Here is a 14,648-nt window from a genome sequence, read left to right on the forward strand (position 1 = left end):
TTCATAAAAAATATTTTTATCTCTTTAAAAACCTTAAAACCATTGATACATTAACTTTTTCGGAGGGAGTCTCGGGTTCTCCCTCCGCTTGTTCATAAGAAACAAATGGCGAATGATTCTTTAATTGAATCATTCGCCATTTTTTTGATTTTTAGTTTTGTCTAATTCTTGAATGTTTTATTAACGTAGGAATGAACGAAGCATCCAGTTGTGCTTCTCAAGCGATTGGTGAATCGCAAGCAGCATATCAGCCGTTGTTTGGTCGCCAAGGTTTTCAGCCGCTTCCATGCCTTCCTTCAGCTCATCAATTAAGATTGTAAAGTCATGAACGATATCTTCAACCATTGATTCTGCAGACAAATTATTTTCTGCTTCCTTCACTGTTGCTGTTTCAAGATGTTCTTTCATTGTTGCAAGTGGTTTACCTTTTAAAGCAAGTAAGCGCTCAGCTAATTCATCAATATAGCCAGATGCTTCATTATATAATTCCTCGAATTTTTCATGAAGAGTAAAGAATTGAGGTCCTTTTACATACCAGTGATAGTTGTGAAGTTTGGTGAAAAGAACGCTCCAATTCGATACTTGATTGTTTAAAATGTGTCCGATTTTTTCTTGTGACATGATCATGGCCTCCTATTATGATTTCTCTATAATCGTTTCCCGAAATTTGCTTTTTTAAACGCCTTGCACAAGGGACCATTCAGCTTCTCCACCGTGAACCTGAGTAAACATCTGAGCGGCACGGCTTAGAAGCTGACCGGCTTCATCAGCAGATAACGCAGGATTTAAATAAAAAATTTGGATGGCTTCAGTAGTTGTTGTCTGAATAGAAGAACGTACGGAATCCACTATCGGACTTCCAAATGGTCCATGTAGATCCGCACTGATTAGTTTTCCTTCAGCTTGGAACACTCGACCATTTAACCCATTATACATTTCTCCTGCCTTTCCTATACGAAAGCTTATCGGACCAGACAGCTTTGTCACATCATATATGCCAACAGGAATCTGATATTCTAAGGAAAAAAAGTTATTCAGGTCGATAGCAGAATGAGGAGCTTCGAGAAATTCTCCTTTTTTCACTCGGCGATAAAGTGCTTCATGTGAAGGACGATAACGCGAAGCAGGTATACCAAATGCGTTAAACACCTCTCGCCAAGCAGCAATGCCTTCTATAGTAGTTAGGTCACTCTCTTCTAAAGAAACAGAAAGTACCTCTTGAAAATACCTGATACGACCTTGTATCATTTGAGGTGACGTACTTATGGCAATTCGTTTGTAGGATATGATTCCAAATGTTAAGGTTGGATAAGTAGATAGAATGGTTGAGTCAATTGTAGCTTCTAGCACGGGACGAGCCCTCCTTTAAGAATAAGCATAGCATGATTATTGTTGGATATTAACTGAAATGCACTGTGAAAAAAGTGTAGGAAAAGGTGAGTAGGGCATGACATACGCCCAGTTAAAAGAAGAACTGATCGCATACAGTAAAACAATCGGGATCGATAAAATCGGGTTCGCGTCAGCGGATGCATTTTTAACATTAAAGGATCGACTTTTAGTTCAACAGGAGCTTGGATACCAATCGGGCTTTGAAGAACCAGATATAGATAAACGAGTGAACCCAGAGCTTAGCTTACCCAAGGCACGATCAATTATCTCTATTGCTCTTGCTTACCCCTCACGTATGAAGGATCCACCAAAAAGTACAAAAGGGGACCGAAGAGGCGTTTTCTGTCGGGCTTCATGGGGTAAAGATTATCACCACATTCTGCGTGATCGCTTAAAAAAACTTGAGGATTTTTTAAATGAAAAAGTCCCAGAAGCAAAAACACTCTCTATGGTCGATACGGGTGCTCTTTCAGACAGGGCTGTTGCAGAAAGGGCCGGTATAGGCTGGAGTGCCAAGAACTGTGCCATCATTACACCAGAGTTCGGCAGCTATGTGTACTTAGGCGATTTGCTTACAACCTTGCCATTTGAACCTGATACACCTATTACAGATCAATGTGGGACTTGTAATAAATGTGTGGATGCCTGTCCAACTGATGCTTTAATTCAAGGTGGGCAGCTCGACTCGACCAAATGTATCGCCTTTTTGACACAAACAAAAGGATTTCTGCCTGAACAATATCGTCAGAAGCTTGGGAACCGTATATATGGCTGTGATACGTGCCAGCAGGTTTGTCCAAAAAATAAAGGCATCGATGTGCACAATCATCCTGAGATGGAGCCGGACCCGGAAATTGCTAAACCACGGCTGGTTCCTTTATTAACAATGAGTAACCGTGAATTTAAAGAGAGATTTGGTGACATATCTGGCTCATGGCGTGGAAAAAAACCAATTCAACGAAATGCTATTATTGCACTTGCTCATTTTAAAGAAGAAAGTGCATTACCTGTCTTAAAATCATTGCTTACCTCTGATCCTCGGCCAGTGATTCGGGGAACAGCAGCTTGGGCGATCGGCAAAATCGGTCGGACGAATGAAGAAGAAGTAACCCTAAAACATGCAGAAAAACACGAAAAAGATGAAGATGTGTTGAATGAGATCAAGAAAGGTCTGGATTTGTTGGAAACAAACGTAACAAGGAACTAGCTTGTCTAGTGAACCTGGGTTAGAATGATAGGGACCTAAGGAAAGTGAGAGGAGGATTGTGAAATGAACCAACGCTCAGCTTGTTTTGTAGACGAAATGACAAGTCCCATTGGCCCATTAACCATTGTTGCATCCGAGCAAGGAGTATGTCACCTCCACTTTGGAACCACTGAAAGTATCCACTCAACTCTTAGAGCAAAGCTTTTAAAACTCGGAATGAGCGGAGAATGGCAGCAGTGTTCAGAAACATTAGCATCCGCAATTGAACAGCTGTCCGATTATTTTTCCGGTAAACGTCAAGCGTTTGATCTGCCTCTTGACTTATGTGGCACACAATTCCAAAAGCGAGTGTGGAAAGAATTAAGTGTCATTGAATTTGGTCAAACAAAGTCCTATAAAGAGATTGCAGAAGCCATTGGTGCACCGAAGGCCGTGCGGGCAATAGGGGGCGCGAATAACCGTAATCCAGTTCCCATTATTGTGCCGTGTCACCGTGTAATTGGCAGTAACGGTTCAATGGTCGGTTATGGTGGAGGGCTTGATAAAAAAGAAATGTTATTAATTCATGAAGGTTCAAGAGAAGAAGTATTAGCTCTTTAAGTAGATTAGACAGCATCACCTCATACAAATGAGGCAATGCTCGTCTTTTTTTTGTCTACTTTTCCAAGCTCTTTTCCTAAAAGAAGAACTGGCGTGGAGTGTTTTTGATCAGGGACAAAATGTTGATCTATCTGGTACCCATTTTTTTGATAAAAAGAGATGTTTTGAGTGAGACTTTTTCTAACCTTACATGTCACATGCATGAATCCTTTTTCAAGTGCGTAATCTTCCAGTTTGTGAAGGAATATACTGCCTACACCTGTGCCCTGCCTATCTGCTTTAACCGCAAATCGGAAAAAGTATATATTTTCCTCATACTCAGTAAATCGGCACATGGCAAGTAACTGTTGATCTTGATCCATTAGCAGAGCAGCATATTCACCGTTTTGAAGAGCTTGTTTTAAGGTGTCTTCAGTTTCAAGCAGTGCGCTTGACGGTGGATCAGTATAGATTGAAAAAGCTTCATGCATGAGCTGGCACATGGCTTGCGCATGCTCGGCGGTGGCGAGTTGGAAGGAAAAAGTCATAAAAGGCACCTCTTGTATATTTATAATTTTATATGTATTAATATAAGTCATCTCCACTGAATGAGTCAAGCCTTTCTCGAATAGCCTGTATAAGACATAGGAGGAGGGTGCGAATGGACCAATCTATTGTAAACGCCATTCATCAACTGGCAAAAAATCGAAATCAATCGTTTATTGAACCGGCTTTATATCAGACTAAAGATTTAATGAGAGGTAGAGACGCTCTCGATCGTCGTCAAGTGAGGCGTGTTCATTCAAAGGCTGCAGGAGATATTGTAAGGGTGCAGCGTATTACTAATCAAACCGTTGTTGATTATGTCATACAGTACGAATGGTTAATTAAACAAAAGGATCAGCTTTATGTAGAGGAAAGACAGGAAAGAAGAAGAGCTCAATTGCGAGCGGGAGAAGTAGAAAAAGATGAAGAGATCATGCTCGATGAACAAGAGCTCGATCCAACAAGTCCGCTCCTGCCAAACGTAGTGGAGAGGCTTGATGAGCTCAGGCATAAGAGTCGTTACAATCGCCTAGAAGCGGTTCGCTATGCCGAGCGTTGGTGGAATGACTACAACCCTGAGTACAATCGGTTCACTGACAATTGTACAAACTTCATTTCTCAGTGTCTCTATGCAGGAGGATCACCCATGAACCGAACCGGACAAAAGAGTAAGGGCTGGTGGACGGACGGGGCAAGCTGGAGTTTAAGCTGGTCCGTCGCGCATTCGTTGCGTTGGTATTTAAGTGGATCTTCACAAGGTCTTAAAGGGGAAGAGAAGGAGACGGCTTCAGAGCTTGAACCAGGTGATGTGATTTGTTATGACTTCACAGGTGATGGCCGGTGGCAGCACACAACCATCGTTGTGGCAAAAGATGAAAACAATGAACCGCTTGTTAACGCACAAACGGTCAATAGTCGAATGCGTTATTGGACGTATGAGGATTCAACGGCATGGACACCAGAGATTAACTATAAATTTTTTAAGATTGTCGTTATTTAGGAAAACTAATGATTCGTGGTATACTACAATCTGAACTTATCAGAACGAGGTGTACCAATGGGCTTAAATATTGTTTTATATCAACCTGAAATTCCTGCAAACACAGGGAATATTGCTAGAACATGTGCTGGTACGAATACATCACTGCATTTAATTCGTCCGTTAGGCTTTTCGACAGATGACCGCATGTTAAAAAGAGCGGGCTGTGACTACTGGCCGAATGTAAAGATCCATTACTATGATTCATTTAAAGAGCTGACTGATCGCTTCCCAGAAGCATCTGTTTACTTAATTGAAACAGTTGGCACAAAAAACTATTGTGATTATGATTACTCGGATGTTGATGAAGAGATCTTCTTTGTATTCGGACGGGAAACAACAGGATTGCCGGATGACATTATTGAAACGTACAAGGATGCATGCTTGCGGATTCCGCAAACGGATAAAGTGAGATCGTTAAACTTATCAAATACAGCAGCCATTGTTATTTATGAAGCGATTAGACAGCAAGGGTTTCAGGGGATTTAATGGCTCCGGTTTTATTGGATGTAAAAAAGGGCGGGACATAACATTAATGTAGCGAGTAAAACTCGAATATAGCAAATAATCCGCTACAGGAGAAACCCTCGCTTGTTCAAATAAAATTACGAAAGGCGAATGATTCTGCAATCGAATCATTCGCCTTCTTTAATTCGTTTTGAATTAAGTCCCAGTATCTAAATCCCTATGTACCTTTAAAACGGTATACTTTGAATAAAACTATTGTATAAGCGTAAGCTCGTATAGCCTACTAATAAAATAAAGGCTCCCCAGAAAACAACATGGAAGAAGATGAATCCGATTAATCCTAAAATACTTAGCGAATCATAGATTTTGTAGATGAAGAACATAAAATAAACGAGACATGCAGCAATAAAGAGAACAGCGATAAAAAAGATTTCCTGCATGAGTAAAAGGGATAGTAGACTGGCTCCGAGGAAAATCCATGATCCGGCCCGGACTTTATTTAGTTCAGATCCATCTTCATCCTTTGAGAAAAAAAGCATCGAAAGCTGAACCGTTGTATCAGAAATGAGTTTAAGAGCGGAAAAGACCATAAAGAAGATAAGTAAAAAGACAAATAGAATGGCTAGTTTGATTCCACCTTCAGTAAAAAACTCAAGCATTCCATTATACACACCTAAGTCTTCTAATTTATCTAAAACAAAGGATTGGGCATAGAAAGACAATGATAAACTAAATAAAATGATCGAGATTAGTGCAAAGTGCCCTGTTAAATATCGGTTTGACATTAGTAAAAAACTCCTGTTCTATACGCTGTAAATCGAATCTTATCTAGTTTAGATTGTACAGAGATTGGTAGTATTAGGCAAGTTAATCTTTCCTTTGACCGATGCGGCTCATGATGAATAATAGAGTAAGCCTTTTCAATCTACTCAGAATTCAGTATAATAAATCGTAAGCAATGGGTTTTCCGTTAAGGAGGCAGAAAAAATATGGGAACAGCATTAATTTTAGGTGTATGTGCCGTTTTTTTAGTGGCAATCTTCACAGCGGGCTACGATGGTAACCCTCACAAAAAGTAAAGACATGAAAGCAAGTGGCGAGCGTTCCAATCTAATGGAGCGCTCGCCATTTTTTAGTTCATAATATCATTAAAAATGCGTTGATGAGGATTTGACTGTGCAAAGCCTTCAATGCTTTTTGGTCCTTCTTGACCTTGGTCGCGGCCGATTAAGATACCAGCAGTGTATTGATCGGTAAGTCCTACAAACCAAATCTCATGGTAGCTATTTGATGTACCCGTTTTGCCTCCAACGTAAGGAGCATCAACACTTATCGTACGTCCTGTTCCGCTTTTTACAACATTCGCAAGCATTTGTCTCATCTTATCGTTAGTTGCTTGACTCCAAACTTGAGTTTCTGATTCATCCCAGCTGTATAACACATTTCCACCACCATCAACGACTTCGGTGATTCCATGTGCGGGGGAGTACGTTCCATTATGAGCAAAAGTCGTGTAGGCACGGGTTAACTCAAGAGGGGAGACTCCTTTGTTAAATCCACCTAAGGCAGAAGCTAGGTTTTGTTTATCTGATTCTTCAACATGTTCGAATTGAAATGGGTCAAGATAAGAATACGCCTTCTCAAGTCCAACACTATTAAGTAATGCTACGGCCGTCGTATTATACGAGCTTCCAAGTGCTTGATTTAATGTGACAGAGCCAACTTCTTTATCGTTATAGTTCTTTGGGCAATAATCTTCTGGACCATTAGGGTAACACTTATTCTTTGAATCAATTTTTGCAGATGGTCCAACCCCGGTTGTATCCATATATGGGGCGAAGGAAAGCAACGGTTTAATCGATGAACCCGGCTGTCTAAAATCTTGATAACCACGGTTAAAGTTAAATTTCTCGTAGCCTTTTCCACCTGTAATGGCAATAAGCTTGTTTGACTCATTATCAATAACTGCAAGCGAGCCTTGAATATCCTCATTAGGAATTCGGCTTACCACAGATTGAACGGCTTTTTTCTGCATTAAAGGTTTTAGGGCCGTATGGATAGCTATGCCTTCTTCGTAAAGTCTCTGAATGCGAGCATCCAGCTCCGCGTTAATGTCTTCTTTTTGTTCGGGTGTTGTCGCGTTTTTTAATTGATCAGCGAAGCCCTCTTTCTCAGCTACAAGATCCCTGAATTCGTCTCGGACATAAGTCACATAATCCGGAAACATATCGGTCCGATTTTGAACGGCAAGCTCGATCGTCTCTTCAGTCGCTTCAATGTATTCTTCTTCTGTGATGGTTTCTTCTTCAAGCATCTTTTTTAATACCCATTGTTTTCGCTCTTCCGTACGATCCTGATGATTAATCGGGTCATAGAAGCTTGGGTTGTTTGGAATGGCTGTAATAAAAGCAACCTGTGCAAGTGAGAGGTCATTGCTGCTTTTACTAAAATAATATTGGCTTGCTGCTTCAATGCCATAGGCCTGATGACCAAAAAAAATGGAATTTAAGTAGAGTTCAAGAATATCATCTTTCGTATAACGTTTTTCAAGCTCACGCGAGTACAAAATCTCGCTTAACTTTCGTTGATACGTTTGTTCATGACTTAAGTAAATGTTACGAACCAGCTGCTGCGTAATGGTACTTCCACCTTGCTCTGTTTCGCTACTAGATGTGTTCGCTACAAATGCACGAGCGATCCCGGCCGTATCATACCCTTCGTGTTCATAAAAGCGTCGATCTTCGGTTGATACAAATGAATCAATAAATAACTGAGGAATCTGATCAAATGGTTTATAAATTCGGTTGGTATCCTTATAGATCTCAGACACTAAGCGACCTTCAGAATCAAGGATGTAGCTATTAGATGAGAGAAACAACTCACCTAATTCGATATTTGTATCAAACGCCTCTGATAGTGTTTCTACTTCATTTACTTCTGCACCAACACGGGTTAACAGTAAGACAAATGAAGCACACAGTACGACGATGATAATCCAGCCTGTACTTTGTCTCATACTAATCTCACTTTCTTTAAGTCTACTTTTGCTAAAGTATACCATTGATTTGATGGAATTTACAGTTGACCAGCCGAATTTACTGCGACTTTATATGGGTTTATTTCATGTGTTGGATGATGAAAAAGGGGCATGTTCAACTGGGCTTTTGCATAGAATACATTAATCTCGGATTCACGAGGATGGAGGGGTATTGTGAGTATACTAAAAAAGATTGAGCGCTTTCGTGAAGAAGAAGAACAGTTGAAGTGGGAAGGAACCTTTGAGGATTATTTAGAGCTGATTAAAGAAAAACCTTATGTGACGCAGACCGCTCATTCCAGAGTGTTTAATATGATTGAAGATGCTGGAGTGGAGGAGAAGGATGGCAAAAAGACATTTTCCTTTTTTAAAGAGCAAATCTATGGGTTAGAAGAGTCAATTGAACAGTTGGTAGAAGAGTACTTCCACTCGGCAGCTAAACGATTAGATGTTCGTAAGCGAATTTTATTACTTATGGGACCGGTAAGTGGAGGGAAATCAACTCTTGTAACGATGCTTAAAAGAGGACTAGAGCAATATTCCAGAACGGATCGCGGAGCTGTCTATGCCATTAAAGGCTGCCCAATGCATGAAGACCCACTTCATCTGATACCTCAGCACCTTCGTGCCGACTTTCAAGAGGAGTATGGTGTAAAGATTGAAGGTCACTTATCTCCATTAAATATGATGCGACTTCAAGAGGAGTATGGAGGAAGAATTGAAGATGTGCTCGTTGAACGGATTTTCTTCTCAGAGGATAAGCGTACAGGAATTGGTACATTCAGTCCGTCTGATCCTAAGTCACAGGATATCGCTGATCTCACTGGAAGCATCGACTTTTCAACGATTGCTGAGTACGGCTCTGAATCGGACCCTCGTGCCTATCGTTTTGATGGAGAATTAAATAAAGCAAACCGAGGAATGATGGAGTTCCAAGAGATGCTGAAGTGTGATGAGAAGTTCTTGTGGCATCTTCTATCTCTTACGCAAGAAGGGAATTTTAAAGCTGGAAGATTCGCCCTAATCTCAGCGGATGAGCTAATTGTGGCGCATACCAACGAATCAGAGTACAAAACCTTTATATCAAATAAGAAAAATGAGGCGCTCCACTCACGAATTATCGTAATGAAGATCCCGTATAATTTGAAGGTGAGTGAGGAAGAGCGCATTTATAAAAAGATGATTGATGATAGTGATCTAGCACACGTCCATATCGCACCTCATGCGCTCAAAGTAGCAGCAATCTTTACAATCCTTACTAGATTAAAGGATACAACGAAGTCGGGTGTCGACTTAATCAAGAAGCTGCGCTTGTATGATGGGGAAAGTGTGGAAGGCTTTAACTCACAAGATCTGGCTGAACTGAAAAACGAGCATACGGATGAGGGAATGAGCGGGATTGATCCGCGTTATGTCATTAACCGTATCTCATCAGCCATTATTCGTAAGCAATTAACGTCCATCAACGCATTAGATGTGCTACGTTCCATTAAAGAAGGATTGGATCAGCATGCATCGATTTCAAAGGAAGAACGAGAGCGGTATATGGACTTTATCTCGATTGCACGAAAAGAATACGATACGATTGCGAAAAAAGAAGTACAAAAAGCATTTGTGTATTCGTACGACGAGTCTGCTAAAACGCTTATGGACAATTATTTAGATAACGTGGAAGCTTACTGCAACAAGAATAAATTACGAGATCCTTTAACTGGGGAAGAAATGACTCCTGATGAGAAGCTTATGCGCTCAATTGAAGAGCAGATTGGCATCTCTGAAAATGCAAAGAAAGCATTTAGGGAAGAGATCTTAATTCGGATTTCAGCGTATGCGAGAAAAGGCAAAAAATTCGATTACAACTCTCACGAACGCTTACGTGAAGCCATTCAGAAGAAACTGTTTGCTGACTTAAAAGACATTGTTAAAATCACCACATCTGTAAAAACACCAGACGAATCTCAGCTTAAGAAAGTAAACGAAGTGATTGCACGATTAATTGATGAGCATGGATATAATTCAACCTCTGCCAACGAACTTCTACGTTATGTGGGTAGCCTGTTGAATCGTTAAACAGGTGGAACCGGTGAAGCATAAAGCTCATCGGTTCTTTATGTACAGAAAGTAAGATAAAAAACGTTAATTTTACAAATAGATGAGGAAGGCTTGGTTTAAGCGTGTTGACTGCACAATCCGTTCTACATAGTCACTAGCAAAGCGGTACAGCAAGGTTGTCGTCTTTGTTTAAAAGTGGTAAATTGAAAAGAAAAGAATGGCGGAGGAACAGTGTGAGTACAACGAAAAGTGAGATCTTTGGCTGGGTAAAGGCAATTATTATTGCAATTCTACTAGCAGTGATCATACGTGCCTTCTTATTCACGAGTTATGAAGTCAGAGGTGAATCTATGCTTCCGACAGCTCATGAAGGAGAGCTGTTTATTGTGAATAAGTTAAATTATCAATTTGGGGAACCAAAGCATGATGATTTAATTGTTTTTCATGCGACAGAAGAGGAAGATTATATTAAGCGTGTGATTGGTTTGCCAGGTGATACGATTCGGGTAGAGAATGACATTCTCTATATAAATGATGAAGAAGTGTCAGAGCCCTATTTAGATGAAGTCAAACCAGGACCTGGAAAGTATACAGAGGACTTTGACGAGATTGTTGTACCTGATGGACATGTTTTTGTCATGGGAGATAATCGTCCAAGTAGTCTTGATAGTCGTCGGATTGGGCCAGTGAGTGAAGATCAAATTGTTGGAAAAGTTGATTTGCGCTTTTGGCCGTTACCTGAGTTTTCATTTATGGGAAATAAATAAGTAAAAGCCGGAATCCACTTGTGATTCCGGCTTTTTTAATGGTGATGCTGGCATGTATGAGAAGCAGATTCCTCTTCATCTTCCTCTCCTGGAGGCATGTCAATTCCACCTGGGTGAAAGGGATGACATTTAGCTAATCGTTTCAGTAGAAGCCACGATCCTTTTGCTGCACCATATCTTGTAAAGACCGTTGCTCCGTACTGCGAGCAAGTCGGGTAAAAGCGGCACGTTGGTGGTGTGTAGCGGGAGATAAACCGCCGATAAAACCGAATGATGGCTAAGATGAGTTGTTTCAAATGAACCTTCCTCCTAATGAGTAAAGGCTCGCAACGAGCGAGCCACACACATTATATTTCTTTCACCAAATCAAAGAATTCTTCAAGAGCTAATTGATTCTCATAAATCTCAATTGCTGCTTCTCCTACATAACGAAGATGCCAAGGCTCATAGCCGTATCCGGTGATTTCTTCTTTATCCTTTTGATAGCGAATAATGAAGCCAAAATGATGAGCATTCTCTGAAAGCCATTGACCTTCTTTTGTATCCTCATATTCCTGGACAAGACTATAGTTCACACTTGCACTTGAAACATCCATCGCAAGCCCCGATTGATGTTCACTACTTCCAGGGTTTGCGACAAATTCTTGATCAGGGCCAGACTTCGACACAGCTTGATCATAAAGCTCTTGTTGACGGTCATAAGAACGGTAACCTGAAACGGCAGCTAGTTCAATATTTTCCTCATTTGCAGCTCCAAATAGTGCCTCTAGAGCTCCAGCCGCTTCTTCGCGCATATAACTCTTAGGGATATCCTGATGACCATAAGAAAATTTCACATCAGGAATCACAAGATCCTCTGGTTCGTAGTCACTAGGTAACAAAAAGTCGTGATTCACAAAGGTTAAGATATTATCTGGATTTTGAATAATGGCTTGTCCATCAACTTCTTCAATGTCATTAAAATAGTCTGAGGGAAGAGACATAGTTTCTTCGTCAAAAGGTTCTTCTTCCTCTTCTTCAGTTGATTCGTTTTCATCCTCAGTTTTAGTTGAATCATCAGGTGCTGGTTGATGTTCTGTTTGGTCTTGTTGTTCATTCGATGGATTTGAATCGTCAGTTGACGACTGCTGGTCATCTTGTGAGCACGCACTAACCATTATGGCACTTAGTGCTACAATGAATAACCATTTGTTCTTCTTCATAAGTACATACCTGCCTAACTTAGTTTCTTTCATCTATATATATGATTATACCACACGGCTTATCTGTTCAAAAGCCAGCTACATAAGGATAGCCAGCTTTTTGTTGGTTTATCCGGACTTTGAGTAACGTTGTGTAACTGGCGCATAGGAAAGAATACGATCTAAGGAAAAACGCCTCATTTGCTTCTTGTGATGGCAATATGCAGAGAGAATCCCATTCGAGATGGACTCTGGTGTGATGACTCGATGACTGATTTCATTTGACTTTGAAAGGTACATAAGCTCAATCCGTGTTCTACTTAAACACATTTTTGTTAGCTGAGACGTATACACGTCATCACCTCCTTTAACAAAGTATATGCGAACATAAGTTCTTGAACAACTCTATTTACTCAATTGGAATACATTTCTTTATTGATTCAACTTGGACAGCAAAATGGTATTTGCCTTATAATGAGGGCTAAGTGAGGTGGATTGTATGGAAGCCATAACCGTGTCTCAGAAAATCTTGTCAAAATATAAAAATGTAAAACAAGCACTTGAGCTTGTTGAAGAGGGTGGAACGATTCGCCTTGATAAAGCCACATATAAAGGAAAGTATTTTATACATAAATCAGTAACGATTTGCGGTGCGTATACAAAAGACTCCGTTGTTTTAGAAGGCTCCTTTGTTATTAAAAATGGAGCCAAGGTAACCATTAAAAATATGACTCTTCAAGATGATGAAGTTGGTATCTTTGTTCAAGAGGGATCTCTAATTCTTGAGAACTGTGATATCAATCGAATGAGTGAATCAGCCCTTATGGTGAAGAAGAGTTGCCAAGCCACGTTACGAGATGTCATCATCCAAAATAATCAACACGCGCTTCTTTCCCAAGGGAAAGTGCAGATGCATTTTTGTGCACTATCAAACCAACAATCTACGCAAGTGATTCTTTACCCGGGTGCTGACTTAAAATCAAAGCATACGCATATACTTCAAGGAAAAAAAGAAGCCATGCTCCTAAAGGGGCAAACAAACGTAACGCTTGAAGACTGCTCCATCTTTGGTCATTCTGGAGAGTACGCTCAAATTCGTGTGCAAAAGGATGCAGAGCTTAATGTTTTGTCCAGTCGTATTTACGAAGGCGGCAATGGGGGGATTGACGTTCAAGGTGGCAGCTTGCTAATGAATGATGTGGAACTATATAAAAATGTAGGCACACAAATTCAGCTTGAAGACAGCACGGCAACGATTAGTCATTCAACGATGCATAGTTCAGATATTGGATGTGTGATTAGTAATGGCTCCACCCTTAATCTTCATCAATCGCGCCTGTCCGCTCACCTGCAAGCTCAGCTTCACGTAAGGGGTGGTGCCCTTCATGCGAAGCACTGTTCTATTCTAAGTGGGAAAAGTAACGCCATTCTTGTGACTGAATGCGGCGAGGCACATATAGCTGATAGTGAAATTGCCGATCATTTTCTACCACAGATTTGTGTATCCGAACAAGGCCATGCCCGGTTGGAACGCTCCTCCATTCATCATGGTGAGCATTATGGTGTGTGGTTAACTGAACAATCTTCTGCGAGTATTCTTCAATCAAACATCTATGGCCATCAGCAAATTCAAGTGGTTGTAGCGGGAGAGAGCTATTTAGAGATGGATACTAGCTCAGTGTACGAAGGCTATGAGAATGGATTGCATTTCCTTGAAGAAAGCAAAGGAGTCATTTCTCATTGCGAAGTGTACCGCCATGGACCTGAATTCCCGCAAGTGATCGTACGAGAGGGTGCAGATCCTCACTTTAAGCAGTGCACTATATCAGAAAGTCCATCGAATGCGGTTTGGTTTTTAGAGCATGCAAAAGGACAAGTTGAGCAGTGTACCATTGTTGGACATGGACTAGCGCAAATTGAAATAACGGGAGAAAGTAGGCCCCATGTATCTCATACAACGATCACAGAAGGAGGGGCGTGCGCGATTCACATTCACGAATCCGCACCCATTATTGAGGAATGTCTTTTTCCAGATCACATCGAAACAATCATCCTGGAGGGAAACTGCGCAGCTGAAATTGTGGGACAAGGAGCAGAGATTTTAGCTGATTATGCAGCATTTAAGCGTCACGAAGAAGAACGTCTCTCAAACCTTGATGAGAAGACGCTTGAACGAATTCAAAAAGCAGAGGACCTGGCTGAAAAAGAAGCCCGAACTGCTGAGATTGTTGGTTTAGTTGAAGAACTGGAGAGAAGACTCGGAACGAATTCATGAAGCAATAGAAGGGACAATCCTCAGATGAGGGTTGTCCCTTTTTGCCATGTAGAAAGGAAGGATGAGGCTTTTTAAGGTTGATCAGAATTTTTTGGCAACTCTTTC

At 40.8% G+C, this 14,648-nt stretch carries 14 protein-coding genes and 1 pseudogene; 7 read left to right on the top strand and 8 right to left on the bottom strand.

Features of this window, described 5'->3' with window-relative positions; genetic code table 11:
- Window positions 1-180: 180 nt before the first annotated feature.
- Window positions 181-621, bottom strand: coding sequence for a Dps family protein (locus ACQKKO_RS13145; protein ID WP_479828133.1), 441 nt, complete (start codon window positions 619-621; stop codon window positions 181-183).
- Window positions 622-675: 54 nt separating this feature from the next.
- A complete protein-coding gene (locus ACQKKO_RS13150; protein WP_498647886.1) occupies window positions 676-1,350 on the bottom strand; it encodes a B3/B4 domain-containing protein in 675 nt (224 codons plus the stop codon).
- Window positions 1,351-1,447: 97 nt separating this feature from the next.
- Between ACQKKO_RS13150 and queG the strand changes: the two genes are divergently transcribed.
- Window positions 1,448-2,599, top strand: a complete 1,152-nt coding sequence (gene queG / locus ACQKKO_RS13155) for a tRNA epoxyqueuosine(34) reductase QueG (protein ID WP_498647887.1) — start codon at window positions 1,448-1,450, stop codon at window positions 2,597-2,599.
- A gap of 63 nt (window positions 2,600-2,662) precedes the next feature.
- Entirely contained in the window at window positions 2,663-3,199 is a 537-nt protein-coding gene (locus tag ACQKKO_RS13160; RefSeq protein ID WP_498647891.1) for a methylated-DNA--[protein]-cysteine S-methyltransferase, read from the top strand.
- A 20-nt stretch (window positions 3,200-3,219) separates the two neighbouring features.
- Here ACQKKO_RS13160 and ACQKKO_RS13165 read toward each other — a convergent pair whose 3' ends face one another.
- Window positions 3,220-3,726 (bottom strand): GNAT family N-acetyltransferase, encoded by a 507-nt coding sequence (locus ACQKKO_RS13165; RefSeq protein ID WP_498647893.1) that lies wholly within the window; start codon window positions 3,724-3,726, stop codon window positions 3,220-3,222.
- A 113-nt stretch (window positions 3,727-3,839) separates the two neighbouring features.
- Here ACQKKO_RS13165 and ACQKKO_RS13170 point away from each other — a divergent pair, with 113 nt between their 5' ends.
- On the top strand, window positions 3,840-4,724 hold the full coding sequence (locus ACQKKO_RS13170) for an amidase domain-containing protein (RefSeq protein ID WP_498647895.1): 885 nt from the start codon (window positions 3,840-3,842) through the stop codon (window positions 4,722-4,724).
- Between the two features lie 57 nt (window positions 4,725-4,781).
- Window positions 4,782-5,252: a tRNA (uridine(34)/cytosine(34)/5-carboxymethylaminomethyluridine(34)-2'-O)-methyltransferase TrmL gene (gene trmL, locus ACQKKO_RS13175; RefSeq protein ID WP_498647897.1), complete on the top strand. Its 471-nt coding sequence runs from the start codon at window positions 4,782-4,784 to the stop codon at window positions 5,250-5,252.
- 206 nt (window positions 5,253-5,458) lie between these two features.
- Here the strand turns inward: trmL and ACQKKO_RS13180 are convergent, their stop codons facing one another.
- A complete protein-coding gene (locus ACQKKO_RS13180; protein WP_498647899.1) occupies window positions 5,459-6,016 on the bottom strand; it encodes a DUF5366 family protein in 558 nt (185 codons plus the stop codon).
- Between the two features lie 347 nt (window positions 6,017-6,363).
- Window positions 6,364-8,247: a transglycosylase domain-containing protein gene (locus ACQKKO_RS13185; protein ID WP_498647901.1), complete on the bottom strand. Its 1,884-nt coding sequence runs from the start codon at window positions 8,245-8,247 to the stop codon at window positions 6,364-6,366.
- A gap of 195 nt (window positions 8,248-8,442) precedes the next feature.
- Between ACQKKO_RS13185 and ACQKKO_RS13190 the strand changes: the two genes are divergently transcribed.
- Window positions 8,443-10,338, top strand: coding sequence for a PrkA family serine protein kinase (locus ACQKKO_RS13190; RefSeq protein ID WP_498647903.1), 1,896 nt, complete (start codon window positions 8,443-8,445; stop codon window positions 10,336-10,338).
- A gap of 215 nt (window positions 10,339-10,553) precedes the next feature.
- Window positions 10,554-11,087 carry a signal peptidase I gene (gene lepB / locus ACQKKO_RS13195; RefSeq protein ID WP_498647905.1) on the top strand — a complete coding sequence of 178 codons (534 nt, stop codon included), beginning with the start codon at window positions 10,554-10,556 and terminating at the stop codon, window positions 11,085-11,087.
- A gap of 35 nt (window positions 11,088-11,122) precedes the next feature.
- Here lepB and yidD read toward each other — a convergent pair whose 3' ends face one another.
- From yidD to ACQKKO_RS13210, 3 genes and pseudogenes are all read right to left on the bottom strand, one after another.
- Window positions 11,123-11,383 (bottom strand): membrane protein insertion efficiency factor YidD, encoded by a 261-nt coding sequence (yidD, locus tag ACQKKO_RS13200; protein WP_498647909.1) that lies wholly within the window; start codon window positions 11,381-11,383, stop codon window positions 11,123-11,125.
- 119 nt (window positions 11,384-11,502) lie between these two features.
- Window positions 11,503-12,322 (bottom strand): annotated as a pseudogene (locus ACQKKO_RS13205) (M15 family metallopeptidase); the annotation flags it as partial.
- A gap of 75 nt (window positions 12,323-12,397) precedes the next feature.
- Window positions 12,398-12,622 carry a WYL domain-containing protein gene (locus tag ACQKKO_RS13210; RefSeq protein ID WP_498647914.1) on the bottom strand — a complete coding sequence of 75 codons (225 nt, stop codon included), beginning with the start codon at window positions 12,620-12,622 and terminating at the stop codon, window positions 12,398-12,400.
- A gap of 145 nt (window positions 12,623-12,767) precedes the next feature.
- On the opposite strand from ACQKKO_RS13210, the gene ACQKKO_RS13215 reads away from it, so the two are divergent.
- A complete protein-coding gene (locus ACQKKO_RS13215) occupies window positions 12,768-14,543 on the top strand; it encodes a right-handed parallel beta-helix repeat-containing protein (RefSeq protein WP_498647916.1) in 1,776 nt (591 codons plus the stop codon).
- The last annotated feature ends 105 nt before the right edge of the window (window positions 14,544-14,648 follow it).

Source organism: Alkalihalobacillus sp. NPDC127517 (genome assembly GCF_050276055.1).
GTDB lineage: Bacteria > Bacillota > Bacilli > Bacillales > Bacillaceae_D > Alkalicoccobacillus.

Bases quoted from the DNA above. Each gene is read 5' to 3' on its own strand.
- ACQKKO_RS13180 (WP_498647899.1), bottom strand. From the start codon at position 6,016: ATGTCAAACCGATATTTAACAGGGCACTTTGCACTAATCTCGATCATT.
- ACQKKO_RS13145 (WP_479828133.1), bottom strand. From the start codon at position 621: ATGTCACAAGAAAAAATCGGACACATTTTAAACAATCAAGTATCGAAT.
- queG (WP_498647887.1), top strand. From the start codon at position 1,448: ATGACATACGCCCAGTTAAAAGAAGAACTGATCGCATACAGTAAAACA.
- ACQKKO_RS13215 (WP_498647916.1), top strand. From the start codon at position 12,768: ATGGAAGCCATAACCGTGTCTCAGAAAATCTTGTCAAAATATAAAAAT.
- ACQKKO_RS13160 (WP_498647891.1), top strand. From the start codon at position 2,663: ATGAACCAACGCTCAGCTTGTTTTGTAGACGAAATGACAAGTCCCATT.
- ACQKKO_RS13165 (WP_498647893.1), bottom strand. From the start codon at position 3,726: ATGACTTTTTCCTTCCAACTCGCCACCGCCGAGCATGCGCAAGCCATG.
- trmL (WP_498647897.1), top strand. From the start codon at position 4,782: ATGGGCTTAAATATTGTTTTATATCAACCTGAAATTCCTGCAAACACA.
- ACQKKO_RS13170 (WP_498647895.1), top strand. From the start codon at position 3,840: ATGGACCAATCTATTGTAAACGCCATTCATCAACTGGCAAAAAATCGA.
- ACQKKO_RS13185 (WP_498647901.1), bottom strand. From the start codon at position 8,247: ATGAGACAAAGTACAGGCTGGATTATCATCGTCGTACTGTGTGCTTCA.